Source organism: Halovivax cerinus, from assembly GCF_024498195.1.
Lineage (GTDB): Archaea > Halobacteriota > Halobacteria > Halobacteriales > Natrialbaceae > Halovivax > Halovivax cerinus.
In genome coordinates this window covers 3,682,008-3,708,477 of record NZ_CP101824.1, presented here as the reverse complement: position 1 = coordinate 3,708,477, position 26,470 = coordinate 3,682,008, and the positions used below count along the sequence as shown (strand labels likewise).

The window sequence follows — 26,470 nt, the reverse complement described above, 5'->3', positions numbered from 1 at the left end:
CTATGTGTGGTATCTTCGGCTACGTCGGCGACGAATCGGCCGGTCCGATCGTCTACCGGGGTCTCGAAACGCTCGAATATCGTGGCTACGACTCCGCGGGACTGGCGCTTCGCGAAGACGGGACGGAGGCGCTCACGATCGCGAAACGCGCGGGCGAAGTCGACGAACTGTCCGTTCCGGAGGGACCGTCGTCTACCTGCGCCATCGGCCACACGCGCTGGTCGACGCACGGGCCGCCGACGGACGCGAACGCCCACCCGCACACGGACTGTGCGAACAGCGTCGCGGTCGTCCACAACGGCATCGTCGAGAACCACGAGCAGCTGGCGGCCGACCTCCCCGACCACGAGTTCACCAGTGAGACCGACACGGAGGTGATTCCGCACCTGTTAGAAGAGACGCTCGAATCGGACGGCCTTCGATCCGATGGCGGGTCTCAGGCCGCGGGCACGACCGACGTTCCTGTGGCACTCCGCCGGGGAGTCGAGTCGGTAACGGATCGTCTCGACGGAAGTTACGCGGTCGCTGCAGTCCACGCTGGGTCGGACTGTATCGTCGCGACGCGCCAGGAGAGTCCGCTCGTCGTCGGCCACGGCGACGACGCATCCTACCTCGCGAGCGACGTCCCGGCACTCGTCGAACACACACGTGACGTCACCTACCTCGAAGATGGGGACGTAGCCGTCTTACAGGCTGGGACCGTGACCGTCTACCGCGACGGCACGGTGATCGAGCCGGAGATCTCGACCATCGACTGGGACGCCGAGGCGGCCCAGAAGGGTGGCTACGACCACTACATGCGAAAGGAGATACACGAACAGCCGTCGGCGCTCAGGCAGGCACTCGGCAGCCGCGTCGACGTCAACGCCGGGACGGCGAGCCTCGACGTCGACTTCCCGCAGGGGTACCTGGAGTCGATCCAGGAGATCCAGCTGCTCGCCATGGGCACGTCCTACTACGCCGGCCGCTACGCTGCCACGCTGTTCGAGTCCCTCGCCGACGTTCGGGCGACGCCGATCATGGCCAGCGAGTACAGCTACACCGGCGGTCGCGACCCGTGGCGGACGCTGTCGATCGCGGTGACCCAGAGCGGTGAGACGGCCGATACGCTCGGTGCGTTGCGGGAGGCGAGCGCTGCGGGGGCCCGGACCATGGGGGTCACCAATACACTCGGCAGTTCGGTCACACGCGAGGCGGACGACGCGCTGTTCATCAGGGCGGGCCCGGAGATCGGTGTCGCAGCGACGAAGACGTTCGCCTCGCAGGTGAGTACGCTCGCCCTCCTCGCCATCGCCGTCGGTCGCGAGCGCGGTGCGCTCTCGGCCGCGGCGGCTCGCGAACATCTGGAGGACCTGACCGGGTTGCCTGGAGCGATTCAGCAGGTACTCGACGAGGAAGATCGCATCCGGGAGACGGCCCACGAACTCGCGGACTCGGACGCGTTCTTCTTCGTCGGTCGTGAGTACGGGTACCCGGTCGCCCTCGAGGGCGCGCTCAAATTGAAGGAGATCTCCTACGATCACGCCGAGGGATTCGCCTCGGGCGAACTGAAACACGGTCCGCTCGCGCTCGTGACGCCGGAGACGCCCGTCTTGGCCGTGCTGACTGACGGCGCTCACCCGCAAGAGACGCTGAACAACGTCGCCGAGGTGCAGGCACGCGGTGCGCCCGCGATCGGCGTGACGTCCGGTACGCTGGAGGGCGGGACGCTCGACGAAGCGTTCGAGGTGCCGGACGCCGGTATCTTCGAACCACTCGTGGCCAACGTCTACTTCCAGCTCTTCGCCTACCACATCGCCAACGCCAAAGGACGGTCGATCGACAAGCCGCGGAACTTAGCGAAGAGCGTGACCGTGGAGTGAGGGCTTTCAGGGACGAAACAGCTTCGTCAGGGTGAACAGGACGGCTCATATTTCCTCGTCTGAATTGTCGGGGTTGTCTCGTCGGTGCAGTGAAAGGTTCTCGGCAACGTGATAGTCACGTCGGCAGCCGAAGATTGGTGGAAACGTTTACCAGGTTCCACCCGCTACTATTCGTATGACCACGGCCGTGAAGGTCGACGACGATTCGAAATCGCGGCTCGAAGAGTTGCAAGCGGAGATACGCCTGGAGACCGGAACCAACGTCACGCAACAGGAGCTGCTCTCACGGCTTATCGACGACGCGTACTCGTCTCGTGAGGACGTCATCGATTCGTTCCGAACCACGACTGTTCCCCTCACCGATGACGAGAAAGCGGCCATGCGCGAGGGACGATTCAGTTCTGGGGTCGAAACCGACGAGGAAGACATCGACGAAATTCTGTACGGATGAGCATCATCGTCGATACCGGCGTTATCTATGCTGACCACGATCGAGACGCTACTCGACACGACGTCGCCAGCGATGCACTCGACCGCGTGTACGACGGTGCACTCGGCCAGCCGGTCGTTTCGACGTATATCTACGGCGAAGCGGTGACGCTCACCGATGCTCTATCCTCCCGACCGGCGGCTGCGATCGCGCTCGGAAAGCGACTTCGTGGGGCAGGGTCGTACCCGTCGGCGTTCGAACTGTGCCCTGTCACCGACGCAGAGTTCGACGATGCGGTTACTGCGTTCGAACAGTATACGGATCAGGGCCTCAGTTTCACGGACGCGACAATCGTCGCGCAGGTCAGGCGACGGAGTCTCGACGGCGTCCTCTCGTTCGATACCGACTTCGACGGACTGGTCGAGCGATTCGACCCGAAAACCGTCGCTACACGCTAGGATACGTCGGAGAACTTCGCCACGGGATGGAACACGAAGTGTTCACGACGCCCGGACGAGCGGTGCGTACCACTCACGGTTGTCCTCGTACCAGTCGACGAACCGGGAGACGCCGTCTCGGATGTCCGTGGTCGGGTCGTAGTCGATCAGCTCGCGGGCTTTCGAGACGTCCGCGTGGGTGTGGCGGGCGTCGGCTTCCTTCGCGTCGTCGTAGACGGGTTCGACGTCGGCGCCCGTCTCGGCGATGACGTGATCGGCGAGGGCTTCGATGGTGATGTTGCCGGTCGAGCCGATGTTCATGGCTTCGCCGTCGGCCGCGTCCGTCTCGAGGAGCGCGAGGTTCGCGCGGACGACGTCGTCGATGTACGTGAAGTCACGCGTCTGTTGACCGTCGCCGTAGATGACCGGCGGCTCGCCGGCGAGGCATCTGGAGGTGAAGTTCGTGATCGCCATGTTGGGGCGCATGCGTGGGCCGTAGACGGTGAAGTAGCGCAGGGAGACCGTGGGGAGATCGTGGATTTCGGTGTAGACTCGGCAGTAGTGCTCGGCGGTGCGCTTGGTGACGCCGTAGGGGCTTCGCGGCGTGGTGGGGTGGTCCTCGTCGTAGGGCAAGTACTCGTCGTGGCCGTACACCGACGACGAGGAGGCGTTGACGAACCGACGGACGTCGTGGTCGACGGCGGCCTCCAGGAGGTTCAGGAGGCCCGTAGTGTTGATCTCGTGGGGCTTGTGCGGGTTCTCGACGCTCGTTCTGACGCCCGCCTGGGCGGCTTCGTGGAAGACGAATTCGACGTTGTACTCGTCGAAGAGCCGGTCAACGGTGTCCTCGTCGGTGATCGATCCGTCTACGTAGGTATAGCGCTCCGGGGAACTCTTTCGACACAGTTTGATATTTCGGTCTTTGATCCCGACATCGTAGTAGGGATCGAGAGGATCGACAACAATCACCTCGTGGCCGTTTTCGAGAAGTGCGTTGGTAATGTGCGAACCAATAAAGCCTGCACCGCCTGTGACGAGGACGTTCATTACATACTATAGTGTTGTGACGGGGGTTGTGTTTTGTGGTTCGGCAGACGGCACTGTTCTGGAGAGGGGTGAGACGACGTCGGTTTGTGACTATACCGAATTCACCAAACTTGGCCTTGTTTAGACGGTTGGAATCAGCCGATAGCAGCGTCGAGCGCTAGTTCGACGTTTCTCACGGCACATTTTAGGACGAGTTCGCGGGACTGGCCGAACCAGGTTCGAGCTCGCACGATCTCACCGTATTTTCGCCGGAGCGCGAAAAGCGTCGCTTCGATATTCGATCGTTGATGGCACGTCGTATCATCGAGCAGATATTGTTCGCGACGCCGTGCCAGACGAATTCTCGGTACTTGATCATCGGTGTAACGCCCTCACATCGCAATTTATAACGAAGTAGTTCCGAACCGTAGCCTTTGTCCGAGGTCGGTATAGTCAGTTTCTTTAGGTTCCGCGTGAGCAGTTGCCACGGGATCTGAGAGTCGTGTGGTTGTTTCATCGATCAATGAATGTCGAGAATTACACCAGCTTCGCAGTCGATCAACGCCGTCGTTTTCACCGCTCTAAACGTGTAATTCGTCCGTTTCGCGTTGTGCTGTATCGCCGCGATGCGATCCATTCCGGTTGCGTTGATTGCTTGAATGTCGCCGGTATCGTGCAACTGCGCCGATAGTCGGAGGAAGTCACGCCAGATCCCCATTTTCAGCGGCTGCATGTGTGTACAGACGGTGGTGAAATCGGGTAATCCAGCCAGTTCTACATCGAGAATTCGACCGATTCGAGGCATTTCTGAGAGCCCGTCGAGCAGCCGTCGATACAGCAAATCGAGATAGGTTTTGAGGCCGTGAATTGTCCCAATCACCCAGTCGGCGTAGCCTCCCTCACCCGGTTGAAACGCCGATCTTGGCGCTCCAGTGACGGCTTAATGAGAGAGCGTCACAACACAATGCGTGAAGCAGGCAATCTTCGAGGGCACAACCGATGCTTCCCGCTTCATTTCCTAGTACGCTCGACAAGTAACAGCGTTTGCTAGCACTCTAGAACTTACTAGTGAAGTACGCTCTGTGCTGATAACGACCATCTAAACGAGGTCTAGCATCTAAACAAGGCCTAATACGTACCCCTGAAGCGCACTCCATACCGATGATGACCATCCAAACAATATCAAATGCTGTTATTTCATTCTCATTTGAACAACGTCATTTTGAAACTATCAAAATACTGACTCAATCTCGTTAGCTGATAACTCGTAATACCGCTGTGCTCTGCAACTGAACGAATTGAAGCCGAAAATGATTATAGTCCCAACCCGAATTCTCCTATACGGATGGCTCCAGAGAACGATGTACTCTTAATCTCGATCGATTCTTTACGTGCAGATCACATTTCTGCGATGGGATATGAGCGTGAGACAACTCCATTTTTGGACGGACTTATTAAACAAGGAATGACCTTCGAACGCGCATTTTCCACCGCTGGATTCACTCTCGGATCAGTAACTTCTTTTTTGACATCTACTTATCCGCTCGAATATGGTGGCTATGGCCCATTGTCCCCTGATAGACCATCGCTCCCCGAAGCATATCAACGAACGGGCCGCCAAACAATTGGAATTCACGAAAATGGCTGGCTTACTTCAGAGTACAATTTTGATAGGGGATTTGATGAATATATTGACCTGTACCACTCCTCTTCGATATCAGACAGGATTCGCCGGTTGATTAGCGACCGACTTCCGCACTCCTCACACACGTTTCGAACGTTAAAATGGGTAGATGACAAACTAAAACCAGAATCCGGTGGCGAGTCTGGCAAGACACAACTTAACCGTCCACCAGACCGCGATGCTACCGCGGTACAGCAAGCTCAGACCGCCATAAATCGAGAGAAATCAACCTTCGTCTGGGTGCACCTAATGGGACCACACACTCCCTACTATCCCCCGGACGATTATCATGGACTATTTTCTGACACTCGTATAGCACCTGAGGAAATGGCCTCACTTCACGATAAACTAGTAACAAAATCTGGGTCGCTGAAAGAACAGGAGGTCCAAACGCTAGTTGACCTGTATGACGAGGAGATACATAGGTTGGATACTAATTTACAGAAACTGATTCAAGGAATCGATCTGGATTCGACGACTGTCGCGATAATTTCGGACCACGGTGAATTATTTGGGGAATACAACGATACGTTCACGCACGGACCCGAGATGCTCGAAGAACTACTACATGTTCCATTGCTATTTTTAGGAAATGGTGTCGAACCGGACCAGATATCCACAGAGGTATCGTTGATTAACCTTGCACCTTCGTTACTTGCTGTTTCTGACAACGAAGAAGATCTAGTGGAAAAATTCCGGGGGAAAGTGTTAGGTAAGGAACAGTCTACAGAACCGGTATGTGCGTGTTCTGCTCATCGAGGGACTCACGTGGCGGATCTAGACCCAAGTTGCAGACGACTTCGGGTTCGAGCATTTCCGTGGAAACTTGTGCGTCGGGGTATCGGCGCAGAGGTGACTGACACGTGGTACGACCTTCGTGGCGACAGTGATACGGTCACTACTTCTACCGGGCCAGCGGAACTAGCGGAAAAAATGGACGCGTTCGAACAACGACTAGATATCAAATCGGATCACGGGAGTAATCAGATCAGTGACGAGTTAAATTCCAGATTGAAAGAACTAGGGTACTTGAAGTAATGAACTCAATAATTGTTTTGAAATACAATAAAACACAAAAAAGTAAAAACGCTTCCCCTTCTACACATTTGAAATTTGGGAGTCTGGGTAAAAAGAAGTTACCTCTTCTACTCGATCCGTCTGGACTATGGTGTAACCCAGATGAATAAGAGTCTCACACAACGCATATTCTTCTCGTGGTCCGCTGATATTATTACGACTATTGCTGGCTTCCTTGGAACGATTTATCTTGCCCGTACACTTGGACCAGCTCCGCTAGGCGTATTTGCGCTCGTTATTTCGGTTATTAAATGGTTGCTAATATGTGATATCGGCATTACACAGGCTGCGATCAAGCGCATCAGTGAAGGTGAGAATGATGGTGAAGTAATTACTGCAACGTTTGTACTTCAAACCACGATTACTGTATTCGCAATTGGAATGCTCTTCCTTTTTAGAGGGACAGTCAACTCCTACATTGGTGGACCGTATGTAGTGTACATTGCGGTCCTATTCGGAATGAACTATCTTGCAAGTGGTACGGTTAGTCAAATCCTTCGCGGCTATCAACGTGTCGACATTTCGAACGGACTGTATGCATTAGAGCGAACGATGCGCGTTGCCTTCCAAGTTGGTCTCGTCTTCGTCGGCTTCCGCATAACTGGACTAATGATTGGGATGATTACTAGCCTTGCCCTGATGACAATAGTCGGGGCCATCTATCTGCTCAGTCGTACTGACCTAAATCCTACGATTCCGAGAAAGCAAAACTTTGTAGATATTGTTTCGTTCGCCAAATATTCCGTCCTCGGGGTGATGAAATCACAGGCATTTACCTGGATGGATATTGCAATTATGGGTGTTTTTGTTTCAAATTCTGTAATAGGTATATATAATGTGTCTTGGACTCTCGCTATGACGTTCGTCCTGTTAGCGAATTCAATTCAGAAAAATCTATTCCCAGAGGTGTCGAGTTTAATTATCAGTGACGAAACCGATCGTGTGAGGGAACTACTCTCCGAGAGCATGCTTTACGCCGGTTTGCTTCCTATTCCAGGAATTGTCGGGGCACTCCTTTTAGGTGATTCAGTATTGACGATTTATGGGCCAAAGTTCACCGAAGGCCAATTTATACTCGTTCTATTAGTTATTGTTGCACTTCTTCGAGCATACGATGGGCAAGTACATGCTGTAATTGACGGATTTGACAGGCCAGACCTAACATTCAGAATAAATATAATTTTCTTAATTACTAATATTGTATTGAATGTCATTCTAATTCCAACATACGGTAGCCTCGGAGCAGCGATGGCAACCGTTTTATCAACATGTCTTAGTGTATTGGTTAGTTGGCAAATGGCCAGTTCACTTGTCAGCAGTTCGTTTCCAATATACGGGGTGGCCAAACAGATCACAGCAGCAATAATTATGGGTGCCGTTGTTATCTTGTTTGAGGTAATTTTTCCATCTACGAACGTCATCAACACGCTTCTACTGATCGGACTCGGTGCGTTAGTTTACTTTAGTATCCTATTTATACTGTTGGATGAGATTAGATCAAAAACGCTTGAAATCGCTACCAATATTTGATGGAGTTTGGTCGGGCTTCGACTGTTACTCGTCAAGATATCCCAGCTCGGAGAGGTGCTTACGGGCTGGCCCTACATCGATATGCTGTTCATCGGGTGATGCTACCGGTGTTGATTCTGCCTCTAGCCACTTGCGAACATCATACACGGATTTCGGGAGTGCCCCTGAAACACCATCAACGCTAATCATTGCCCGCCACGAGTGATTCCCTAAATCACTATCATCACAGATCACGTTCTGGATACCATGATCGGATAATATAACGAGCTTGTCAAGATTTGCCCGAAGTAATCCAACCAAATCGTCCACCCATCTATAAACCTCTTGCAGTAGGTCCGGCTGGTTTGCATATAAATGGCCAGCGACATCAAGCACATGAGAGTGAACACCAATAATGGCTGTATCGGTCCTGCTCATCGAAACTAACCACCCAAATTCTTGGCCAGTGTGAGCTCGAAGTCGCCGATCAAGCGTCTTTGTAGTCAGATTTCCAGCCTCTGCCTCAGTACACCACTTCCAAGCTTTGCGAAGGTGGTCTGCGTCGGTAAGTCCTGGCCACCCATAGGCCTCATCGAATATGTGATCATCATCTGCAACACGTTGGATCGTTCGGTTTGCACCCCTTCCTTCAATAATGCGTCCAAGCGCTTTTCGGACACCCATCGGGAGATATGATGTGAAAATAGATAGGTACCGAAGTGTTTGGCTATCCCACTCCCTAACGTCAGTCGACAGTCCGTGATCCGCTGGCCCGACACCGGTAGCAACTGTTGGCCAGATTTCGGTTGTTTGCGGAACATCGTATTCATGAGAGAAAACCTCAATCGATCTGTGATTTGTTTGGAGTATATTTTCACAATTAAAATGTTTCACGAGTTCATAATCAGCGGCATCGAGGGCCAGGACACAAATTGGATCAGTCATAATGGTGTACACGGTATTCTGGCTATTTATTCATACCGCACCCTGGACTTCCATCTCAAACCGATTGTACGTCTCATCTAACGGCTATCGAATTTGGACGCTGGGCGTGTTCTTATTATCGAAACCTACATGGTCAATCTCCGGGAAATCGGCCCTATGAAGGTAGCGTATGTAACTCCTTTTTATAATGGAAATTGCGAGGGGAGGTTTGGACGGTTCCATGACTGGATACATACTGCCCGTGATATGGATGACCCACCCTTCGAATTTGAGGTCATTGCATTAATGGTGGATAATCCGGATTCAACTTTATCGTCGCAAAGTAATTCCTGCCTCGGATCGGCGAACGAACTCTGGGCATCAAAACTGAATAAGGCCGAGATCGCTCTAAACTTACCTCGAATTCACCGAGAATTGAGAACAGGTGATTACGACGTCGTCCATGTATTGCGACTAGATGGTCTTATCTTCCCAACAGTACTTAGTGCAATAGACGCCCAAACAGCAGTTGTAATCGGCCCGAACATAGGCGGGTGGTCACCGATTCGGGAAGGAGGGCAATGGGATCATGATGGTAATATATCTGGTATTAAACAACAGGTGGGATATCGATATCGTCAATTACTCACTAAAATAGCAACGTACGATATTGCATTAAGTTTTACCAAGTATCATCGGAAAATACTACTTGAGTATGGGGTAGATAACTCTAAAATAAGGGTTTTGAAACCAGGGGTTAGTGAAATATTTTCTAATAGTTGGGATTTCGGAAACGAATCAAAAAAGAACTCTCCCACTGTATTATATGTGGGTGATTTATCGGAGCATAAGGGGTATGATCTATTTCTACGAGCAATTGCGAAGTCTGAAAGTGACTTTCACGCCTTTATCGCAGGTACAGGAACTCCGCGACGGAAATTAATCCATTCGCTTGGTATTGAGAAGTGTATTACCCACCTTGGATTCATTGAGAGAAAAGACCTCCCACGTTACTACTGGGAGGCCGACCTTTTTGTAATGCCATCAATAGATGAAATGGGACCAAACACTATCATCGAGGCCCTTGCAAGCGGGACCCCCGTGGTTGCTACGGACACTGAAGGAATAAATGAATTTTCTCCGAAAGATGTGTCTGACTATTTTTCCCCTAGAACACCTGATGCACTTGCACGAGCAATCGATAGATCCTTGTCCGAGAATAATCAGAGAAAAGCTAAAAAATATAGGGGCAAGTTCCTTGCAGTCGATACACTATCACAGTTAAAAACCATCTATGAAAGGATAATCGAATAGCCCCTACCCCATGTTTATATTTTTAGGCCCTGTTTTGACGCTCGAAAACGGTCGATTGAGGGTGTCTCTGCCGATCGCAGACTCGGTCGAGCAGCAAAACGATGCGAGCAACGATGGAAGATCACTCACGAGCCGGGCTCATCGGGGCGTGAACCAGCTATCTGGCGTGGCATACCCCGATGCCCATTGCAGTATTCTCTTTCCGATCCCGGTAGAACCTCTGAAAGCCTCGAAATACGACGTCTAAACAAGATCCATTTTTAACGAAGGTGCAGTTCATACGCTTTGTAAAATCGATTCCAGTTTCCCTACCTGGGAGTTGAGGGCAAACAAACTACTTCTCTCTCTAGCAAAGCTCGACTTCATCTGGTAATATTCATCGTCTGTCAATAACTTTTCTAATGTCGACACCCACTCCTGAATTGAGTGAACATCTGATACGATTTCACCACCATTACCAATATAATCAGGCGTCCCCCCAAGGTCGCTGCCAATAACTGGAATACTATTTGCGAACGCCTCTGGAACCAAACGAGGTCCACCTTCCTGATATTTTGAGGGTATCATGAGCACTTTCGTATTTTTGTACACTTCTTTCATGTTATCGACCCATCCTAGATACCGGACGTTGTCTTGTTTGGCAAACACTGATCTATCAACTCCTTCATGCAATTTTCCAACTACTTGGAATTCAACGTCTGGAAAGTTCCTGGCGACAGAAAGGAAGATATCTAGTCCTTTCCGTTCATTCCTTGGATTGGCCATCGTAACTGCCGTTGGTTCCCAAATATCCACCGTATATTCATCGAGTTTAACCGGAAGATAGATACATCGAGGGGTTCGCCCAAATGTCTCATTTGTAATGCTAGCGTCGAATTCACTGAGAGCGATTACCTCGTCTGCAGTTGTAAACGCATCCTCATTCTGTCTGTGTATTGATTTTATAAACGGGTACTGAATTTTCTTCGATACGGGTAGGGAGGGAAAAGATGGAGTTTTATCGACACTATCGTCACTAGAATCATAACGTACTGCAGCAGGGCCCGTGGTAAGAATAACTGATGATACCCCAACAGTACTTGCGGCACGTACGGTAGGGGTGGTACATATTCTGTCCGTTAATACCACATCATAATAATTGTCTTTCAAATGACTTGTAACGATTTGGTACCATCGTTTGTACAGTACCCAATTGTGTGCCCATCGACCGTAATGAGTCACACTAGTATCGTACTTTTGATCTATAGTTCGGGAAACGGAGGCAGTAGTGACAGTTACCCTATCTAACTGGTCATGGGCTGCGAATTGTAGAACCTCCACATTATGTCCCCAATCATCCAGGGTTGCTGCGACTGTAGAGGTGTAATCTACACCGAACCCGCTCATTGATGGAGTCGAAATTAGAATGTTCACTTTAAACCAACAGGGGTTATTTCACATAGCTGGAACTGACAGTCTATCCTTTCTACTATAGTGTCGTTTAGACTCATGTCGGATGCTACAGCTTGGATTGGATTGCTTTAGCAGTAAATAGATATGTATCTTCGGAGTATAAACATTGCCCATAATCGTAGTTGTGGCACCAACGATGGCATCGTGGTGAGTCAGACGTGGTTAGCAATCTTTGAGAGACAGATCCAGTGTCTTGAATGTAAAACAGACTAGTGCAATCAGCCGTCTATGATTGTTTGTCAATTTCCCTGCCGTCCAAACAAAGTATTATGATGACCATATCACATCTCATGGTCTAAGTATCCCAGATCAGCCAATCGTGATTGTGTCTTACCGTCCAGGGTGATCTCCTGACCAGACCCGATCCGTTCGCCCTCAGTTTCTAGCCAATATGATAAGAAATCACCTATCTGTTCGACGGCATCTGGGTGTTCGCTTGCTACGTTCGTCGTTTCGTCGGGAAGGCGATACAGATGCGGTCCGTCCGACCGATCGATGTATTTGAACTGCCCGTTCTGACACACCGAGTAAGGCTCCGTCGGGAACTTCGTTTTGTCGTATGACGCGTTGTGTTCGAGTAAGGGGTCCAGAGTCCCCGGCGGCGACTGACTGATCGCGAACTCACGCTGTTCCTCTCGGAGATCGACCCCTTGAATGGTTTCCGTCCTGGCGCCAGCCACTTCCAACAATGTTCGAATAACGTCCGAATGCTGAATCGGACCCTCATCGGTGAGGCCCTCGATACCCTGGACGACCATCGGGACGTTCAGTACGGCGTTGTGCATACTGTACTTATGCGCGAGCATACTTTCCTCGCCAAATAGCTCACCGTGATCGGCGGTGATGACGATGATCGTCTCGCCTAGCAAAGTTTGAATCGTTTCGTAGAGGGCACCGACGCGATCGTCCGTATACGCGATTTCACCGTCGTACATTGCTTCGAGTGCAGCTAGCTCTGTCTCACTCAGTTCGCATCCGTTCGCGACGATTTCTACGAGGTTGTGGTGGATGTCCATCGCAATCGAGGCTGCCTCTCTGGGTGAAATATCTAGCCCGTCGGTGAACCGATCGAGGTACGGAAGCGGCGGATAGAATCCTCGGTGGGTTTCGTTGTAGTGAACGTACAGAAAAACCGGCTCCGACGCAGAACGAATGCGCCGTTCGGTGACTTCGTTGACCAAGTACGCGGCGGAGTGAGCGTGCAGATCTGTCTCGAATCCCACCGAATGACGACGGATATTTGCGATGTATTTTGCCACCGATCGAACGCCGGCACTTTTCAGGAGATCGAAAGGCGTCGTCCCGAGAAGCGTGAAATCGTCGAATCCACGCTCGAGACCGGTTAATTCACTCGCATACGCGTTATTGGAAACGGCAGCGGTATGATAGCCTACATCCTGTAGTAGTTCTGCGACGAGTGGTAGTTCGTCCGGAAATCCCGACCGATCCGCGTAGTACGTACCGTGTCTCGACGGGTACGTGCCGCTGAGTATCGACGGGATCGACGTTGCGGATGCCCGAGAGTGGGAGAAACATGACGAGAAGGCGATCCCATCTGAACCATCCGCTATCGATTGGATATTGGGGGTCGTCTCTCGATCGTAGCTGCCCATCGTCGTGTGGTCTTGACGCAGGCTATCTAGCGTAAGCCAGATGATGTTGGGTTTTGCTATCATTGGGTGATGGGAAGATGAAACGGTGAATGCGCTTTCGTGTCGTACCTCATCCTGCAAGTCACATATACCCGAGATCTTCGAGTTGCTGTGATACTCGTTCGGACGGTTCAACCGATCCCTGCTCCGTCCAGGGGGGCTCGGGTTGGTGATCAACGCGGTTGAGCTCTCCTTCGATGGCCGATCGAACGTCCGTCACACTCCCGATTCCGTCAATGAGTTCGGGATCCGTGCTGGCAACCATCGCTTCGTCTGTGTGCAATCCATCCTGCAGACCATGATCGCTGACGAGCAACAGATCGTCCGTTTCATCGAGGTCGTCCAGGAGTTCCACGACGAAGTCGTTCGCTTCAGCGTACGCCTGTTCTTGCATCTCCGGTCGATCGTGAGAGACGTGTCCGATAAGATCGAGTCCACTCGTGTATCCAAAGACGAGTTCGAATTGGCGACTGCGAACTGCCCGTCGGATGCGAGCTGTCCGAATCATAATCATCTCCATACACCGCTCGTAGAATTCAGTCACGTCGGAGGAGGTGTGACCGCCTTGGGTGTCGGGATTGCGTTCGAACAGCGACCCCATCTCCCGGCGAATACGGTGTTCCCGATCCTCCCGGTCTGGGTTAGTGACGTAGTTCGGGATGCCGATCGCCTTCGCAGAGACTGAATCGAAAACCGTCGACAGACCGTGTTCGACGTAGTACGTCGCTGGGACACGGAAGGCATCTTCCGACGTGTTGTTGAGCAACCACGCGCCAACTCTCGTCTGGATCGTATCCGGCACCGTATACGTCGCGACGGTACGTGCCATTCGGAGGAGTGGATGCTCCCACGCAACGCCGTCCTCGAGTTTTAGACCGTGTTCGTCGGGACTGCAGCCGGTTATGATCGTTGGCCAGAGTTCGTGCGTACTCGGTTCCCCCGTCATGCTCGGAATGGTCTCGATGGACTCGTACCGGTCGAGTGTGAGTGCTTGGTGGTGCTCGGGATCAACGAGATCCGGATCCAGTGCGTCAATTCCCAGTACCACCAGCGTCATACTACCGCATTTTAACGGTCCAGGGTTATAGGTTTCGTCACCGAGATCAAACAGCCTGCTACGGCGGTCTCTCGACGTGCATCACGCCGCCAGGGTGGAAAAGATCTCCTCGTATCGGTCCCTGGCCGCGTCGAAGTCGTACGATGACGTAATCAGCGCCCGGGCGTTCGCGCTCGTCGACGAGAGTTCATCACTATCGAGGAGGGATGCGATCTCCGCCGCAACAGACTCTGGATCCATCTCTGCCATGAGATATCCCGTCTCCCCTTCCTTCACGACGTCCGGCACGCCCGAGACCGACGTCGCGTAGGCCGGCGTCCCGCAGGCCATCGCCTCAAGGATCGTCGTCGGTAAGCCCTCGGTTGGTTCCGACGCCATCACCAACAACTGCAAGGAACTCAGTTCCGACGGCACGTCTTCGTGGTCGACCCAACCGGTCACTTCCACTTGGCCAGCAGCCCGTTCCGACTCGAGCTCGGTCTCGAGCCAATTTCGGAGGTCGCCATCGCCGATGAACCGAAACCTGATGTCCTCGGGCAGGTGCTTCGCGACGGCGGCGAGCGTTCGGATCCCTTTTTCCTCGTCGAGTCGACCGAGATACCCAACGACCCGATCCCGATCTTCGAACGGCGTTCGCGGGTAGAAACGATCCAGATCGACGTACCTGGCCCCGTTTGGGTGTACCGATTCCGATGTTGGATCCAGATCCAGTTCGCGCGCCATCGATGGCGTGTACGTGATCACGTCATTGGCGAGCAGGTAGCCGGCGCGTTCGAGTAATCGAACCAGTCCGGCGAGCACGCCTGCCAATGGATCCGGCATTCGGCGTTCCCACTGTAAGCGAAGGGTCAACGGGACGTCTCCACGGGGCTCGAGAATGACACGTTTTCCGCTCGTTCTGGCTACGAGAATTGGGAGTAGATACGCAGTGGTGCCAAAGAAGAGAACCGTCGACTCGTCTCGACGTCGGAGAATCAGCGCCATCCGGAACTGGTTTAAAATGAACTGAACCGCATTCTGAACCACGTTGCCGTTCATAGCAGTCGCGCTAACACGGGTGATGTCGTACTCATCAATCAACGAGGCTTCGTCGGAAATCCAGACGGCCACGAGGGAGACGGATGTGATGGAACCGATAATCCGAGTTAACGTTTCGGCGTGGCTGTCTGCAGATGACCCGATTGGATGAGTGACGACACAAACGTCGTCAGGCGTCGACATGCCGCGAGATTGTGCCGTGGATGTGAAATACGTGCCGCTGTCGAAATCTACTAGCCTGGCTCGGCGTGTTAATTTGGTCCTCTCACCTGCGAGTTGGTCGGAGAGAGTGCGATGTATCCGCTAGTATCGAGATCGTGTCGATTCATCCCTAACAGCCTAGAACCTTCGTCCTAAACGCAAAACTACGCTTCACTCTGTAAAAAGCGACGAGCAGTTCCGTAAAGATACCCGAACCCGACGAGACCAGTCAGCACGAAAAGCATCAGTAATTGGGCTAGCGACGAGCGAGACGGGTCCGAAACGAGGCCACGAAGTCGTGACGGGACGAACGAGAAGAGCAGTTGGCGTAGAAAGGCAGATTCTGTCGGAGACGGTTCCGAGAGTCGCTGTTCCATTACGCTCTTCGAATAGCCTTGCCAAAACGCCCGTTTTCCTAACCACAGCGGCTGTGTCCGATACGAAAACACCTTGTGGTAGACGGCAGCGTCCGGCGTGTAATAGAGCGTGCCGTCGAGTTCCTGTCTCACACGCGATGCAAGTTCAGTTTCTTCCCCCTGGACTTGGCCGCTCCCTTTTCGGCCGAGCGTTTCGTCGAACCCATCGAGTTCCTCGAGGACTGTAGCGCGAAACGAGATATTCGAGCCGAACGTGTTACGAACCGGACCTTCGGCGGGAAAACCACGGTGCGTCACGCCGACTAGCCAGTAAAATTCTGCGGGCAGGAACCACGGTTCTTCGGCGACCCACAGCGGGAGCATCTTCCCGCCGACCGCTTCGACGTCAGTCTCAGTGTACGTCCGTACTAATTCCTGAACCCATCCTTCGGCGGCGACCGCATCGTCGTCCATAAACGCGATCACGTCACCAGTCGCCTCTTCGCTCCCACGATTCCGACTCGCCGAGAGTCCGATAGTCTCGTCGTTTTCGACGATAGCCACGCTGTCGTGGTCGTCCCAGTCACGTCGTACACGTTCACCCACGGAATCGGACCCGTCGATCACAGCGACGACTTCGACCGTGTCGTAGTCCTGTTCAAGGACACTCTCGACGGCCTCGCAAAAATCGTCGTACAGATCCGGTGAATAGGTGCAGATAACGACGGAGACCTTCATTATGGACACATTCCGTAGGGCGTGGAAAAGCGTTCGTATTCGTGTCCGATCAGTGCGACACTTCCAAGTCGGTCCCATCCTATTCACCGCCAATGAACGTCAAGCGGACGCTGATCGACCGGCTCCCGCCGGGAGCGAAACGGCTTCTCGCCGTCCCGTACGACTGGCATCAGACCAGGGAAGCCAACAAAATCTTCGCCACCAAACGGCTTCCACGGACCAACACGTCTCCCGATGCGCCACGCCACATTGTCTGCGTCGTCGTCGATGCGCTCCGGGCCGACCACATCACGCCCGAACTGACTCCCTTTCTCACCGATTACAACCGGACCGACGCGATCACACCGGCCTCCTGGACGTTTCCGGCGATGTCCTCGTTCGTAACGGGCATGTACCCGAACGAGCACGGCGCGATGAAGCAAATTGACGAACCAGAAGAGGGTTTGACACTACCTCCGACGCTCCCGGATGACCGAACGACGGTCACGGAGGCTCTGGCAGGCGCGGGATACGAGACCTACGGCGGATTCGGCCACGATACGCCGTTCGTCGCACTCTCGGGTAGGTTTGCCACTCATGAACTCTACCACTCGGTGACCGCGAACGCAGACGACGTCCTCGGTGATCACGCTAGGTGGATCAACGGTCGCGAACGGACGTTCTCCCTGCTCCATCTCGCCGATCCCCACATCCCGGTCGATCCACCGGCCGAGTACTGGGACCGCCACGACGTCGACGAAACGATTGAGGAGATCAAAAATTGGCGATACAACAGCGAGACGGACTGTGACGAAGCGTGCGAACGCTACCGCGATCACCGCCGCAGACTCTATCGCGCATCGATCGAGTACGTTGACGACGCGATCGCTCGCTACGTCGACCAGCTTGACGAAGTCCTGGATGAAAGGCCGCTCCTCGTCGTCACAGCCGACCACGGCGAGGCGATGTGGGAGCACGTCGACTTCGACGTCGAACACTTCGACGGAACCGGCTGCGTCGACCACGGCGGCGCGGCCTACGATGAACTCGCACGCGTTCCGCTCGTGACCAACCGATCTTGGCCGCTCGACGGACCGGTCTCACTGATCGACGTCGCGCCGACCATCCTCGATGCCGTGGATCTGGACACGATCGAGACGTCGGGCATCTCCCTTCGAAAATCAGTGCCGCCGGAGCGGCAACTGCTCTTCGAGAGCAGTCTCAATGGCTACGAGAAAAAGGCCGTCTTCGACGGCGAGTACAAGCTACTCGTGTCCCACGGGGATGATGTCGATGTCACGCTCACAAACCCCGGCGACGCCGTGGCTGAGGTACCTTCCGACCGACTTGCGTCGATGCGCGAGATACTTCCGCCGTGGCCTGGGGGGTCCGACGACGCGACTGACGTCTCCGGAGTCGTCGAGGATCGACTCGCTAAGCTTGGATACAAGTGATGTCAGAAGAATCGGTTAGAAACGCGGTTTCGAGCGTTCAGAGGTACCCAGGTCCTCCAGGTGATCCCGGATCGCCGCGGCGGATTTCCCCGCCCCATCACCTTCGACTCGCCACCGACAGCCAGCGGTGGTGACTCCACTGGCGCCTGTCGCGGCGTGATGTGATCGATGGTGTCGGCAACGTCTAGTACAAATACGGTCCCCGCTAGCACCCGTTCATCGGTCGCACCTAGAAATGCGTCGAGCGTGTGTCCGCCCTCGCGGAGGCCGTGATCGGAGACGCAGACTAGCACGTCGTCCGACCAAGCTGTGCACGAATTTCACCCGTCCACCGGGCAGCCTGGCGACACCATCGGTGCTAATAGCTGCTCTCGTCGACGGTTGGGGCGAGGTGGCCGATTGGATTCAGAAATTCCAGCAGCAGAAGAAAAGGTCGTATTCGCGCTGGATCGCGGCCTCGATCGCCCCGTGTTTCTTTGTTGTCTCAGCCACCAGGCGCTGTACGAGCGATACCAGCGGGATTTTCGGCCGGTGGCGCGTTCCGCCGTCTGCCCCGGCCTCGATGTAGAGAAACTCGCCCAGTTGCGTGCCACGGTCGGACTCGTCGTTGGTGCCGTCACGTACGCCGCGCTCCTCGTCGGGCTGTCTCCGGGGTCAGGCGGAAAGCAGTCACATTGGTTCCGCTCCCGGGCCGATTCCCACCTACGTGAGTGGCTCGTGTGTCCTAGCGTCAGTGCCGATCGACGAGGAACGACTCGTCTCCTTCGAAAGGCCTCTCCGCAGTTCCCTCGTCGAGGGAACGGAGGACCTATATATAACTGATTGTCTGCTGTGTTGGAATCGTATACTCGCCGGATCAATGACCGAACTTGTTAGTTAATCTGTTGGATACGGTGGCCGTCTAAAGCATTGGCGTTCGTCTCCACACCGACGTCACTCCCGTACTCGGTTATGCGAAGTCCAGTCTTGTCGTCTCTGTCGTCGGAATCGGTAAAGCGTACACCGGCGTTCCGTACGCGAGTGATTCCAGGATCGTCGTCTGTAAACCTTCAGTTGGTTTCGACGGCTTCACGAGTAGGTGGAGGGCGGTTAGTTAGCGGGAAACATCGTTGTGGTCAATATAGCCTCTGATGAGGACCGAACCGGGTTCGATCTCGTCGGCCAATGGTGTCTCGACGTGATTGTGCAGTGCTCCGTCGCGACGAATCGGAACACCACGTCGTTGGGGAGTCGCCTCGCAATCACGATCGGCGTGTGAATCCCTTCTCCTTATCGAGTCGGCCGACGACGCCGTTGGTCCTATCCCGTTTGTCGGTTGGAGTCGTCGGACGGAGCCGGTAGGTGTCAACGGTTTGGGGACAGTTTGTACACTTTGTCGCGGTATCGCTCATGTCTTAGTTCCCGCGCCATTCCGTGCGTGTAGGCGATGACGGCGTCCGCAGCGTGATAACCGGTCTGCTTAAGCATTCGGAACCGCAAACGCGAGCACCCGATTCAGCGGCGACGAGAGTCGCCGTTCCTAGCATCGTCTGAGGGAACTGGAACGCCTCCTCGCGAATACGGCACGGTATGTTTGTCGGGACTATCGACTGATTGGGGGACGACAAAAACCGGAATCTCGTTGGTTATTCGATATTAAAACCGAATAGATTGTGGTACGACTTACTAATTTTGCATTGAAATATATAGATAGAGTGAGTTTCGTGGCTTTCGAGAGAAGGACCAACGGTTCCGGATGAGAAGGCTTATTGATCCGATACCGAATCTGTAGGGCAATGAGTAGCGAGACTGCAGACGCCCGCGCCCTCCAGGCCGAGGACGTCGTCGCCTTCGCGGAGCGATACGGTCACCTGGCCGTCCTCGGCGTCCTGATGGGCTTCATGCTGTGGACGCGCCTGATCAACCTCGATCGGTTCAGAAACGCCGACGCGCCCGCGTTCTCCGGCATCGACTCGTACTATCACTGGCGGACGACAGACTGGACCGTCGAGAACTTCCCGTGGACGATGCCGTTCGACGTCTACACCGGGTTCCCCGTGGGGAACTACACGGGCCAGTTCGGCACCGTCTACGACCAGATAACCGCGTTCGTCGCCCTGCTCATCGGCCTCGGGAACCCGACGCAGGCCGACGTGCAACTCGCCGCCCTGATCGTCCCGCCGGTGCTGGCCGTACTCGTCGCGCTCCCCGTCTACGCTATCGCGACGCGAGTGAGCGACGGCAACCGGTTCGCCGGCCTCGTCGCCGTGTTCATCCTCGCGCTCTCACCGGGGTCGTTCCTGGCGCGTACGATGACGGGCGCGTTCGACCACACCGCGGCGGAGGTACTGTTCATGGCACTCGCCGTCTTCACCACGGCCCTCGCACTGCGGTCGGCCGAACGCGACAGACCCGTCTGGGAACTCGTCCGTTCGAGGGAGTTCGAACCGCTCAGAGCGACCGCCCTGTACGCCACCCTCGCGGGCCTCGCGATCAGCCTCTACCTCATGGTGTGGCCACCGGGCGTCGTCTTCGTGGGGATTCTCGGCGTCTTCTTCGCCGTTCACCTCGCGATCGACTTCGTGCGCGGGGTCTCCCCCGACCACGTCGCGTTCGTCGGCGCCATCGGCCTCGGTATTCCGGCCATTATCGGTTTTGTCTTCGCCGACGTGTATACGTTGAAAGTCGCCAACTACGGTCTCCTCCAGCCGATCCTCGCCGCACTCGTCGCCGTCGGCTGTGTCTTCATGGCCTGGCTCGCCCGCGAGTGGGACGCCAGAGGGATCGAACGTACCTACTATCCGGCCGCGATCGTCGGTCTCGCCGTCGCAGGCCTCGTCGTCCTCGCAGTCGTCCTCCCCGATCTGTACTCGACGATCGTCTCGAACGTCACCTCGCGTCTCACGCCGATCGATCCCTCCGTGACCGCCGGGACCGTTCAGGAGGCCCGACCGCCGGGGGACTTCGTCGAGCAGGCACGACGGGAGTTCGGCATGGGCCTGTACCTCTTCGTCGGGGGGCTCGTCCTCCTGGCGCTCAGACCGTTCGTCGGGAAACGCTACCGCGCCGAACACACCCTCATGATCGTCTGGGGGCTGTTCCTGACGAGCATGGCCGCCACCCAGGTTCGGTTCTGGTACTACTTCATCCTCCCCGTCGCGATCCTCTCCGGGTACACGGTCGTCCAGGTCATCGGGATGATCGACGTACATCCCCCCGAGACGGTCCGCGACGTCGAAGCCTATCAGGTCCTGACGATCGTCCTCGTCCTCCTCGTCCTCTTCGTCCCGTTCGCACCCCAGATCGCCCCGGCGACGGCGGTCGGTGTCGGAGAAGGCGCCGACGTCAACCCCATTGCAAACAACTGGGAGGGTTCGAACGCGTACATGCAAGCGAACACGCCGGAACCCGGAAACCTGTACGGTGCGGGGAACGCCAGCGAGCTCGACTACTACGGTACGTACGATCCGGCCGACCACGACTACGACTATCCGGACGGCGCGTACGGCGTGATGTCGTGGTGGGACTTCGGTCACCTGATAACGACCCAGGGTGAACGCATCCCGCACGCGAACCCGTTCCAGCAACACGCCAGGAGCGCCTCGGCGTACTTCCAGGCGCCGAGCGAGGAGACGGCGAACGAGATCATGGACGCCATCAACGCGGGCATGAGTCCGCGCCTCGACGCGAACGGCAACGTGACGGTCGACGCGCCCGAGGACGTCGATAACCGGATGCCGTACGTGATGATCGACTACCAGATGGCGTTCACCAAGTTCGGCGCTATCTCCCAGTGGACCGGCCCCGAATACACCTCGCAAGAACAGATGCTGAACACCCAGCTGTTCAAACTATATCTCCAGGACACGCAGGGGATGGAACACTACCGGCTCATCCACGAATCGCAGGACACCGTCTCCACCCAGGCCGGCCAGTCGTTCTCGGAAGTCAAGAGCTTCGAGCGGGTCGAGGGGGCGACGCTTTCGGGCACCGTCGACGAGGTCGACGCCAGCAACGCGACGGCCACCGTCAGACTCCCCGTCGAGACGAACACCGGCCGGACGTTTACCTACTCACAGGGAGCCGACGTTGCGAGCGACGGGAGCTTCGAGATCACCGTCCCGTACGCGACCGACAATAGTCTCGGGCCGGACGAGGGGTACACCGACACCGCGGTGACGGCCAACGGCTCGTACGAGGTAATCGTCGGCTCGAACGAGACGTACTACCGGGCGAACGCGACCGTCGACGAACCGGCCGTCTACGACGGTGAGTCGATCCAGGTCGACGGGTTCGAGGAGACGACTCTGGAGGATATCCTCGGCGTCAACGGGACCAACGAGTCGACAACCGACGCCGCGACCGATGGTGGATCGTCGAACGACGGGAACACGACGAGTAGCGACGATTCGACGGAACGGATCGGACTCGGAGGCGCTCGAGTCACGACGCCGTAAGAACAAACCGGTCGCCTGTGGGCTCCCAGATGCCAGATCGAAGTCGGATACAGGACGCGTACACTGTATCCAAATACAGTTGTCGAACGTCTTGTACGGCCCATTCGCGTATCGTAATCGGAACCGAGGCGACTCCTGTTCTGAGCACCGATTAGCTCTCCACGACAATGCACGTGTACACGGGCCGTCACGTTGTGTGATGGTGATCGGCGCGTTGTTAGATTCTGGGAGAGCGACGTTGATTGTAAACCATGAAACCCCGACACGATGCCTCACTGAGTCAAATGTCACATCTTCACCCTTCAGCGTAGTACTATCGCCACTTCCGACAGGGCCGATCCGTTGATCCGAGTGCTGTCAGTGACTGAAACCGAGTACAGGTCACTGTCGGGCTAACACGGTCTCAACATGTGACCGCTGGCATCAGCCAAAATCCATACACTATCCGATCAATAAAATTTACCTGACGAAAATCCAATTGTGGAACAGATGATTGACCGACCACTTGACGTATCCCAGGACCAGGAAGACGCTTTCCGGCTTCACACAAAGACTCTTGCAGACAAGTTGGAGACGCTTGTGGCTGAAATCCTATCCGAAATTGAAGATCAAACGCTCCGGGATCAGATTCAGTACGTCGTTTTTGAACCGAACGATGCGCTCACGAAGCGGCGATATCGAAGACCGGTTGGAAAATTCCAATTACTTATCGAACAACTTTATCTAAGCTACGACGATAAAGAGGATACATTAGATACTCTGCTCAAAGCCTCCATTCTCGTCCACGAGTATTATGATATAGTCGATGATCTCATCGATTCAGATATCAAGCAGGGTAGCGAACTCGAAATCGTAGTAACCATTGAACTTCTCGTTCCACTGATCGTCAAATATATCGGCAAACTCGGTCCAGGTGCGGCCACGTATTGGTCGGACCGGACGATCGAGACAGTCGGATCATTCGTGCTGGAACTATCATCCGAACCCTCTGAATCGGCCTACCGTGAACTGCTGGAACGGCAATCCACCCTATTCGGTTCAATGACCGGTGTCTGTGCCGTGAGTACCGGGCGTGAGGACGAAACCGTACAGCGCGCGTCGAAAATCGGCCGTACATATTTTTGCTACGAGCAATTGTTGCGTGACTACCGTCAGTACGAACGAGATGAGCCAAGTCCTTGGAACGCTTGGAATCTTCTAGGGGAATATGAGGCACAAACACTCGCTACGGAGCAACGTAAAGCCTTCCAAAACAGCATTGCGCAGATACCTCCTGCACGTCGATCACTTATAGAACCCCTCGTCGCAACCGACGTTGAAACGTACCAGGCATCGCTACACTAGTGTAGTGGACATCTGCTACCTAGGATTGTTAGAGATTCTTGGGTTGAAATACAAACAAATGAAATAAGGACAACTACAATTTAATATGTTTATCGAAAAGTACTAACGGGGTGATAATATAATACTAATCGATCACTATGGATGACACCCAATCCAGTGACGCAGCGAATTCATCAATTAAGCGTCGTCGCGTACTTCAGTCAGTCAGTGCTATGAGCGCGACGGCCGGTATGAGCGGATTCGCCACTGCGACCAGCACACCCGACTTTACGGCCGAGGAGGCGAAACAGGCGACACGAAAATATGAAGACGTAGAGGTTTTGCGGGACACAATAGCTGCTGAGACCGAACTCCTTCGAACGGTGGCCGCTGAAGGATACATCGAGTCGGCAACGGTTGACGCGCTTGGAATCGAATCACTCGGCGAACCCGAAACTGACGGGGGTGCTACCGTTACCGTTGATCCACACTCCATTGAGGATGGAGTGACGGCCGACCTTCTGGTATCATGGGAAGTCCCCGAGGGTACGTTTATCATCAGCGTTAAACCGGAACTCGACAGCGCATTTGCTGTTATAGATACCCACGGAAGCGAGGAGATCGTTGATTTATATAAAAAGAATACTTGTCCTGGTCGTGAGTGTGACGATAACGAAGAGTGTGAGTACCAATGTATTATGTGTACGAAGGGAACCTGCCCTGGGTGTGGGGGTGACGATAGGAAGAAACTCACTTGGCATTGCGAGTGTGTCGAAGACTGTGGCTGGTGGTGATAGCTAAATCCTGGATCGTTTCTCACACATATTCTCACCGATGCTATGCGTTTTGGAACTGTGGCAGTCCGATCGAGGAAAGAGCGTCAGTGTTGTCCAGCTCGGGAGAATTATCTACGATGCTGCCGTTTTTCGGGTCAGTGGCGATCTGAAGTGTACCTGCGACCGAACCGCACCGCCTCAAACGGTGTCGCCCTGCATTTCACGAATATAACCAAGCGAACGTTCCAGATGGAAGGGGGCTAGCACAATCCAAAATAACACCCTGATCCACAGACTCACAGTATTCATTTCTAACCGAAATCACGGCAGAATTCACACAGAACTCTTTTCCGGGTTCCGACGGTAGCAACAAGCCAATGCGCGCGCGTATGCGGACGTTCATCACTGGATTCGCGATGGGGATGGCCGACGCCGTTCCCGGCGTCTCCGGCGGGACGATCGCTTTGATCGCGGGGGTCTACGACCGACTGATCGCGGCGATCACGGCGGTCGATCCGTGCGTCCTCCGTCGACTGCGGACGATTCACTCGTCGAAGACACGCCACAAATTGCGGGTGGAACTGTTCGCGATGGATCTGCCCTTTCTCCTCACGCTCGGGTCGGGTGCGATCCTCGCCGTCCTCCTCCTCGCGAACGCGATGCACTACCTCACGGACGTCTACCCGGTGCCCACGTACGGCTTCTTCACCGGGTTGATCGCCGCGAGCGCGCTCGTCCTCTACAGCGAAGTCGACGTGACGACGGTCCGCAGGATCGGCGTCGCCAGTCTCGGGATCATCGTCGCGGCCGGGGTGTCGGGACTCTCGTCCGCGGGCGTCTCACACGCGCTACCGGTCGTCTTCGTCACCGGTGCCATCTCCATCTGTGCGATGGTCTTACCAGGGGTCTCCGGATCGTTCTTCTTGCTCCTGCTCGGCCAGTACGAGTTCTTGACTGGGACGTTGAGCCGGGCGACTGATGGTGTCGGGGCGGTCGTCTTCGGCGGACAGTCTCCGGCGACGCTGGCCGACCCTGCCGCGGTCGTCGCGACGTTTGGGGCCGGGGCGGTCATCGGGCTCTTCACGATGGCCCACCTGATCGAACGGGCGCTCGCCTCCTATCGCGCGGCGACGATGACGTTCCTGGTCAGTCTCATGGTCGGTGCGCTCCGATTACCGCTCGAACGTATCGCCGCGGACCTCGGACCGTCACCCGCGGCTGGGCCGAGTGCGGCGCTGCTCGCGCTCGTCGTCGGCGCTGCGTTCGTCCTGTTCGCGGATCGGTACGCCGCAGTGTCCACGGACGCGTCGACCCCGACGTGAGACGTTGGCGGTTGCCGAATCACGTCGCACTCGTCGAACGACCCCCGAACCGGTTGCTACGTCTACATCCCGTTTCGCTCACAACTGAGACTGTCGATCGGCCCGGAACTAATATTCCTTCAATTAATATTTGAAACATTACGAAAGAATTATTACCAATGGTTACGTCTCGACGAGTGCAATGTCCACAACCGACACCCTCGCAGAACTCGTCGAAGCACACCCGCGACTACTCGGATTCCTGTTCGCCGCCATGGTCCTGCTGAGCCAGACCGGTTCGGTCGCTGCCGGGGCGATGGTCGGTGGCGTCGGTCCGTAACACGGCAGTTGGGCGCGTATCCGTCGTCGAAGGAAGAATCCCGTCGCCGACCGAAGCACTCCGCGATCGAACGTGGTAACTGGCGGAGTCGGTTCCGTACCGTC

The 26,470-nt window shown here is 55.1% G+C and carries 19 protein-coding genes and 1 pseudogene; 12 read left to right on the top strand and 8 right to left on the bottom strand.

Annotated elements, in window-relative coordinates; translation table 11 throughout:
- Positions 1 to 2 precede the first annotated feature (2 nt).
- The 3 genes from glmS (at position 3) to NO366_RS17610 (ending at position 2,750) form a co-directional block, all read left to right on the top strand.
- The gene (gene glmS / locus NO366_RS17620) at positions 3 to 1,862 is read left to right on the top strand and encodes a glutamine--fructose-6-phosphate transaminase (isomerizing) (RefSeq protein WP_256532095.1); all 1,860 of its coding nucleotides are present in this window, start codon (positions 3 to 5) and stop codon (positions 1,860 to 1,862) included.
- A 175-nt stretch (positions 1,863 to 2,037) separates the two neighbouring features.
- The gene (locus NO366_RS17615; RefSeq protein WP_256532094.1) at positions 2,038 to 2,313 is read left to right on the top strand and encodes a hypothetical protein; all 276 of its coding nucleotides are present in this window, start codon (positions 2,038 to 2,040) and stop codon (positions 2,311 to 2,313) included.
- Positions 2,310 to 2,750, top strand: coding sequence for a type II toxin-antitoxin system VapC family toxin (locus NO366_RS17610; RefSeq protein WP_256532093.1), 441 nt, complete (start codon positions 2,310 to 2,312; stop codon positions 2,748 to 2,750). The genes NO366_RS17615 and NO366_RS17610 overlap by 4 nt, the downstream gene beginning before the upstream one ends.
- 42 nt (positions 2,751 to 2,792) lie before the next feature.
- Here NO366_RS17610 and NO366_RS17605 read toward each other — a convergent pair whose 3' ends face one another.
- Both NO366_RS17605 and NO366_RS17600 read right to left on the bottom strand, forming a co-directional pair.
- Positions 2,793 to 3,776 (bottom strand): SDR family oxidoreductase, encoded by a 984-nt coding sequence (locus NO366_RS17605; RefSeq protein ID WP_256532092.1) that lies wholly within the window; start codon positions 3,774 to 3,776, stop codon positions 2,793 to 2,795.
- A 134-nt stretch (positions 3,777 to 3,910) separates the two neighbouring features.
- Positions 3,911 to 4,770, bottom strand: a pseudogene (locus tag NO366_RS17600) (IS5 family transposase).
- 330 nt (positions 4,771 to 5,100) lie between these two features.
- On the opposite strand from NO366_RS17600, the gene NO366_RS17595 reads away from it, so the two are divergent.
- Positions 5,101 to 6,477: a sulfatase family protein gene (locus NO366_RS17595; protein ID WP_256532091.1), complete on the top strand. Its 1,377-nt coding sequence runs from the start codon at positions 5,101 to 5,103 to the stop codon at positions 6,475 to 6,477.
- Between the two features lie 141 nt (positions 6,478 to 6,618).
- Positions 6,619 to 8,046: an oligosaccharide flippase family protein gene (locus NO366_RS17590; protein ID WP_256532090.1), complete on the top strand. Its 1,428-nt coding sequence runs from the start codon at positions 6,619 to 6,621 to the stop codon at positions 8,044 to 8,046.
- Between the two features lie 24 nt (positions 8,047 to 8,070).
- Here NO366_RS17590 and NO366_RS17585 read toward each other — a convergent pair whose 3' ends face one another.
- Positions 8,071 to 8,970 (bottom strand): alkaline phosphatase family protein, encoded by a 900-nt coding sequence (locus NO366_RS17585; RefSeq protein ID WP_256532089.1) that lies wholly within the window; start codon positions 8,968 to 8,970, stop codon positions 8,071 to 8,073.
- A 156-nt stretch (positions 8,971 to 9,126) separates the two neighbouring features.
- Here NO366_RS17585 and NO366_RS17580 point away from each other — a divergent pair, with 156 nt between their 5' ends.
- Positions 9,127 to 10,263, top strand: a complete 1,137-nt coding sequence (locus NO366_RS17580) for a glycosyltransferase family 4 protein (protein WP_256532088.1) — start codon at positions 9,127 to 9,129, stop codon at positions 10,261 to 10,263.
- A gap of 276 nt (positions 10,264 to 10,539) precedes the next feature.
- Here NO366_RS17580 and NO366_RS17575 read toward each other — a convergent pair whose 3' ends face one another.
- From NO366_RS17575 to NO366_RS17555, 5 genes are all read right to left on the bottom strand, one after another.
- Entirely contained in the window at positions 10,540 to 11,391 is an 852-nt protein-coding gene (locus tag NO366_RS17575) for a glycosyltransferase family 4 protein (protein ID WP_256532087.1), read from the bottom strand.
- A 605-nt stretch (positions 11,392 to 11,996) separates the two neighbouring features.
- Entirely contained in the window at positions 11,997 to 13,391 is a 1,395-nt protein-coding gene (locus tag NO366_RS17570) for a sulfatase (protein ID WP_256532086.1), read from the bottom strand.
- A gap of 58 nt (positions 13,392 to 13,449) precedes the next feature.
- On the bottom strand, positions 13,450 to 14,424 hold the full coding sequence (locus NO366_RS17565; RefSeq protein ID WP_256532085.1) for an alkaline phosphatase family protein: 975 nt from the start codon (positions 14,422 to 14,424) through the stop codon (positions 13,450 to 13,452).
- Positions 14,425 to 14,505: 81 nt separating this feature from the next.
- Complete coding sequence (locus NO366_RS17560) at positions 14,506 to 15,246, bottom strand: glycosyltransferase (protein WP_256532084.1); 741 nt, start codon at positions 15,244 to 15,246, stop codon at positions 14,506 to 14,508.
- A 581-nt stretch (positions 15,247 to 15,827) separates the two neighbouring features.
- The gene (locus NO366_RS17555) at positions 15,828 to 16,757 is read right to left on the bottom strand and encodes a glycosyltransferase (protein WP_256532083.1); all 930 of its coding nucleotides are present in this window, start codon (positions 16,755 to 16,757) and stop codon (positions 15,828 to 15,830) included.
- A gap of 92 nt (positions 16,758 to 16,849) precedes the next feature.
- On the opposite strand from NO366_RS17555, the gene NO366_RS17550 reads away from it, so the two are divergent.
- From NO366_RS17550 to NO366_RS17525, 6 genes are all read left to right on the top strand, one after another.
- A complete protein-coding gene (locus NO366_RS17550) occupies positions 16,850 to 18,190 on the top strand; it encodes a sulfatase-like hydrolase/transferase (RefSeq protein ID WP_256532082.1) in 1,341 nt (446 codons plus the stop codon).
- 1,775 nt (positions 18,191 to 19,965) lie between these two features.
- A complete protein-coding gene (locus NO366_RS17545) occupies positions 19,966 to 22,626 on the top strand; it encodes an oligosaccharyl transferase, archaeosortase A system-associated (protein WP_256532081.1) in 2,661 nt (886 codons plus the stop codon).
- A 489-nt stretch (positions 22,627 to 23,115) separates the two neighbouring features.
- Positions 23,116 to 23,970, top strand: a complete 855-nt coding sequence (locus NO366_RS17540) for a hypothetical protein (RefSeq protein ID WP_256532080.1) — start codon at positions 23,116 to 23,118, stop codon at positions 23,968 to 23,970.
- A 212-nt stretch (positions 23,971 to 24,182) separates the two neighbouring features.
- Positions 24,183 to 24,743, top strand: coding sequence for a hypothetical protein (locus tag NO366_RS17535; RefSeq protein WP_256532079.1), 561 nt, complete (start codon positions 24,183 to 24,185; stop codon positions 24,741 to 24,743).
- A 359-nt stretch (positions 24,744 to 25,102) separates the two neighbouring features.
- Positions 25,103 to 26,047, top strand: a complete 945-nt coding sequence (locus NO366_RS17530) for a DUF368 domain-containing protein (protein ID WP_256532078.1) — start codon at positions 25,103 to 25,105, stop codon at positions 26,045 to 26,047.
- A 181-nt stretch (positions 26,048 to 26,228) separates the two neighbouring features.
- Entirely contained in the window at positions 26,229 to 26,366 is a 138-nt protein-coding gene (locus tag NO366_RS17525; RefSeq protein WP_256532077.1) for a DUF7503 family protein, read from the top strand.
- The last annotated feature ends 104 nt before the right edge of the window (positions 26,367 to 26,470 follow it).